Source organism: Kitasatospora sp. NPDC058406, assembly GCF_042722765.1.
Classification (GTDB): Bacteria; Actinomycetota; Actinomycetes; order Streptomycetales; family Streptomycetaceae; genus Kitasatospora.
In genome coordinates this window covers 1-4597 of sequence record NZ_JBHXKE010000414.1, presented here as the reverse complement: position 1 = coordinate 4597, position 4597 = coordinate 1, and the positions used below count along the sequence as shown (strand labels likewise).

Sequence of the window (4597 nt, the reverse complement as noted above, 5' to 3'; positions counted from 1 at the left end):
CCCTCCGGGAGGTCCCGCCGCCGTACCGGCGGGCGCCGGCCCGCAGACCTCAGCGGGCGCTGGACTCGTGGACGAAGGCGACGAGGCGGCTGAGCGCGTCCGGGTCCATGCTGGGCAGCACTCCGTGGCCGAGGTTGAAGATGTGGCCGCTGGTGCCGAGCGCCCGGGCGGCCTGCAGCACCTCGCGCGCCTTGGCCTCGACGGCCCGGGTCGGAGCGAACAGCACGGCCGGGTCGAGGTTGCCCTGCAGGGCCTTGCCGGGGCCGACCCGCTCGGCGGCGACGTCCAGCGGGACCCGCCAGTCGACGCCGACCACGTCCGCGCCGGCCTCGCCCATCAGGCCGAGCAGCTCGCCGGTGCCGACGCCGAAGTGGATCCGCGGGACGCCGTAGCCGGCGACGGCGTCGAACACCTTGGTGCTGGCCGGCATGACCGAGCGCCGGTAGTCGTCCGGAGCGAGCGCGCCGACCCAGGAGTCGAAGAGCTGGACCGCGGAGACGCCCGCCTCGATCTGCACCTTGAGGAAGGCCGAGGTGATGTCGGCCAGCCGGTCGACCAGGGCGGCCCACAGCTCGGGCTCGCCGTACATCATGGCCTTGGTGTTCTCGTGGTTCTTGGACGGGCCGCCCTCGACCAGGTAGCTGGCCAGCGTGTAGGGCGCGCCGGCGAAGCCGATCAGCGGGGTGGAGCCGAGCTCGTCGACGAGCAGGCCGATCGCCTCGGTGATGTAGGGGACGTCGTCCGGCTCCAGCGGGCGCAGCCGCCGGAGGTCCTCGAAGGTACGGATCGGGTCGGCGATGACCGGACCGATGCCGGGCTTGATGTCGACGTCGATGCCGACCGCCTTGAGCGGCACCACGATGTCGCTGAAGAAGATCGCCGCGTCCACCTGGTGCCGGCGCACCGGCTGGAGGGTGATCTCCTTGACCAGCTCGGGCCGCATGCAGGACTCCAGCATGGGGATGCCCTCGCGGACCTTCAGGTACTCGGGCAGCGAGCGGCCGGCCTGGCGCATGAACCACACCGGGGTGTGCGGTACCGGCTCGTGCCGGCAGGCCCGCAGGAACGCGGAGTCGTACGCGGCGCCGCGGCGCGCGGGGGGCTGCTGGCCGGGGGCGGCGCCTGCCTGGGCGGCTGCCGTGGTGTCTGCCGTTGTCTCGCTCACGCCCCAAATCTTCGCACGCGCCCCGGACCGGCCCCCTCGCCCGGTCTCGTCGGTTCCTCCAAGATCTGGCCGGATTGCCCTCCCGGCGCGCCGCGCGGAAAGAAGTTGCGGCGATTAACCGAGTTTTCGACCTAGTCTTCGGGTCATGGCAGCGGTCGGAGGGCACCCCGCACAGGGTGGCGGAGCAGGTGGCGGAACGGGTCGGGAGGCGGCGCCGAGCGAGTTCCGGGCCGCCGTGGAGGCGTTCTCCGGAGCGCGGCTCCGCCCCGAGGTCGTCCTCTCCCCCGCCCCCGCGCCGCGCCGGCTCGCCCCGTTCGCGTTCGCGGTGACCGCCGCCGTCGAGGTCGACGGCGAGGAGCTCGCCGACGGCCGGCTGGTGCTGCTGCACGACCCCGCCGGCCAGGAGGCCTGGAACGGGGACTTCCGCGTGGTCACCATGACCCGGGCGGAGCTGGAACCGGAGATGGCCGGCGACCCGATGCTCTCCGAGGTCGGCTGGGCCTGGCTGCTCGACGCGTTGCAGGCGCACGGCGCCGGGTACGCGGAGACCTCCGGCACGGTGACCCGGTGCGCCTCGCAGTACTTCGGCGGGCTGGCGGACCGCGAGTCCAGCACCGAGATCGAGATCCGGGCGTCCTGGACGCCGGCCGACGGCCGTTTCGAACGGCACCTCGCGGCCTGGGGGGACCTGCTCTGCATCAGCGCGGGTCTGCCGCCGGTCGCCCCGGCCCCGCAGTCACCGGCCGACGTCGCGTCACTCGGTGGAGTGGTCCCGATGCCCGCGCGACGGCGCCCGCGCTCGCACTGACGAGTGGCGCCCGGGATGCCCGGCGCCGCCGTGCCCGGCACGTCCTCCAGGGCTGACGACGTGTGATCCCACGCGGGCCCTCCGTCAACGAACCGCTCGAACCTGACCACTCCGCGATCGATCTGATCGATTTTGTGCGATTTCCAGGCACCTCGTATCAGTCACTTGCGCGATTTGTCCGTATTGTTACTCACTAGATCGTGATCTTTCGCTAAAGCCGGGCACGGATGATGCCGAAGCAGACTGTGACCCTTTCCGAACGCGGAACACTCCGACCGCCCCCTCGGGGTTCCGTCCGCCACTCCCCGCAGGAGGCCTGGTGTCGGTCCTTCTTGAGCACCCCGCAAACGTGGTCGCCTACCGGCCGACCAAGCCCACCGCCATGGTGGTCATCGCCGATCCCCGCGTCCGAAACACCGTCACCCGCCACCTCTGGGCGCTCGGCGTCCGGGACGTGATCGAGGTGTCCTCGATCGCCGAGGCCCGCCCCCGGGTCTCCACCCCCCGCGACATCTGCGTCGCCGACGTCCACCTCCCCGACGGCTCCGGACTCACCATCCTCGCCGAGACCCGCGCCGCGGGCTGGCCCAACGGGCTCGCGCTGTCCGCCGCCGACGACATCGGCGCGGTCCGCAGCGCGCTGGCCGGCGGTGTGAAGGGCTACGTCGTCACCGGCACCCGCACCAACGTCGCGATGCCGGGTCGCCCCGGCCTCCCCCTCGGCGCCGGCGGCCTCGCCGGACGGATGCGGCGCCCCGGCATGCCGGGCATGCCCGGTGCGGCCGGCGCTCCGGGCGGCGCGCCCGGGGCCCCCGGTGCGCCGGGAGCCCAGCAGGCCGCCTACCGCGAGCTCTCCGGCCGGGAGGTGGAGGTGCTGCGGCTGGTCGCCGAGGGCCAGTCGAACAAGGCGATCGGCGTGGCGATGGGCCTCTCCGCGCTCACGGTGAAGAGCCACCTCGCCCGGATCGCCCGCAAGCTGGGCACCGGGGACCGCGCCGGGATGGTCGCGGTCGCCCTGCGCACCGGCATCATCCACTGACCCTGGTGGACCGCCGCGGCGGCCTGGAGGAACGTTTCTGTACCGTCGCCCGCCCGTCTCCGGGCCGCTCGTGATCCACGGCTCCGCCCCGGGAAGATGTCTCCCCGGGGCGGAGCCGTGGACGGCCCCGCTCCGGATCGGCGGCCGTCGACACCCGATCAGGGCGCCCCGGAGGCGCACGGGCAGGTCACAAAGCGGTCTGACCAGTCCGACAACACTCCCGGCTGCGGGGACCGTCGTACCCTTGGTAGGTGACCGACGCCGTAGCAGCCATCCCAGAAGAAGCAGCCCCGGTCCCGCTCCTGGAGCCGAAGGAGGGGATCCCTCCGGTCGTGGCGGACGAGCAGGCGCTTGCCGCCACCGTCGCCGCCTTCGCCGCGGGAACCGGACCGGTCGCCGTCGATGCCGAGCGGGCCTCCGGCTACCGCTACGGCCAACGGGCGTACCTCATCCAGCTGCGCCGCGCGGGCGCCGGTACCGCGCTGATCGACCCCATCGCCTGCCCCGACCTCAGCGGGCTGGGCGAGGCCCTCGCGGACACCGAATGGGTGGTGCACGCCGCCACCCAGGACCTGCCCTGCCTGGCCGAGGTCGGCATGAGACCCCGGCGGCTGTTCGACACCGAGCTGGCCGGGCGGATCGCCGGCTTCGCGCGGGTCGGACTCGGGCCGATGACCGAGAGCGTGCTCGGGCTGAGCCTGGCCAAGGAGCACTCCGCGGTCGACTGGTCCACCCGGCCGCTGCCCGAACCGTGGCTCCGCTACGCCGCTCTGGACGTCGAGGTGCTGGTCGAGCTGCGCGACGCGCTCGAACGGGAGCTGGACGCCCAGGGCAAGCTCGACTGGGCCCTGGAGGAGTTCGCCGCGATCGCCGCGGCGCCCCGCCCCGCCCCGCGGACCGACCCGTGGCGCCGCACCTCGCAGCTGCACAAGGTGCGCCGGCGGCGCCAGCTGGCCGTGGTGCGCGAGCTCTGGCTGGCCCGCGACCGGATGGCCCAGGAACGGGACGTCTCGCCGGGCCGGGTGCTCTCGGACGCGGCGATCGTCAACGCCGCGCTGGCCATGCCCCTGAACATCGCCGCGCTCCAGGGCGTCCAGGGCTTCGGCCCGCGGGTGCACCGGCGCCAGCTGGAGCAGTGGCTGGCCGCCGTCCAGCGCGGCCGGGAGGTGCCGGAGAACCAGCTGCCGCCGTCCGCGGCGCCGCACGACGGCCCCCCGCCGCCGCGGGCCTGGGCCGAGAAGGACCCGGTGGCCGCCGCCCGGCTGACCGGCGCGCGGGCCGCCGTCACCGATCTGGCCGAGTCGCACAACCTCCCCGCCGAGAACCTGATCACGCCGGACCTCGTCCGCCGGGTCGCGTGGGAGCCGCCGGCCGGCGCCGGCGCCGGGGAGGTGGCCGCGGCGCTGCGCCGGCTGGGCGCCCGCCAGTGGCAGGTGGACCTGGTCGCGCCCGCGCTGGCCACGGCCTTCGCGGAGGCCGCCGCCGCCGAGCAGCAGGACTGAGCGGTCGGACGCGGGGGGGGGGGTTGAACACCCGGGGGGGTCAAACCCCCAACCCCCGACCCCGGCCGGACCACCCCGAGCAC

The 4597-nt window shown here is 74.3% G+C and carries 4 protein-coding genes; 3 read left to right on the top strand and 1 reads right to left on the bottom strand.

Annotation, left to right across the window (positions count from 1 at the left end):
• Positions 1 to 49: 49 nt before the first annotated feature.
• Positions 50 to 1063: a uroporphyrinogen decarboxylase gene (gene hemE / locus ACFWOG_RS39720; RefSeq protein WP_329876460.1), complete on the bottom strand. Its 1014-nt coding sequence runs from the start codon at positions 1061 to 1063 to the stop codon at positions 50 to 52.
• Positions 1064 to 1310: 247 nt separating this feature from the next.
• Between hemE and ACFWOG_RS39715 the strand changes: the two genes are divergently transcribed.
• From ACFWOG_RS39715 to ACFWOG_RS39705, 3 genes are all read left to right on the top strand, one after another.
• A complete protein-coding gene (locus tag ACFWOG_RS39715; protein ID WP_329948616.1) occupies positions 1311 to 1973 on the top strand; it encodes a DUF3000 domain-containing protein in 663 nt (220 codons plus the stop codon).
• A gap of 319 nt (positions 1974 to 2292) precedes the next feature.
• The gene (locus ACFWOG_RS39710; protein ID WP_327681609.1) at positions 2293 to 3012 is read left to right on the top strand and encodes a response regulator transcription factor; all 720 of its coding nucleotides are present in this window, start codon (positions 2293 to 2295) and stop codon (positions 3010 to 3012) included.
• Between the two features lie 251 nt (positions 3013 to 3263).
• Positions 3264 to 4514, top strand: a complete 1251-nt coding sequence (locus tag ACFWOG_RS39705; RefSeq protein WP_329876431.1) for a ribonuclease D — start codon at positions 3264 to 3266, stop codon at positions 4512 to 4514.
• Positions 4515 to 4597: the final 83 nt, after the last annotated feature.

What these genes read in the sequence shown, in the direction of transcription:
- ACFWOG_RS39715 (WP_329948616.1), top strand. Translation starts at nt 1,311, where the DNA reads ATGGCAGCGGTCGGAGGGCACCCCGCACAGGGTGGCGGAGCAGGTGGC.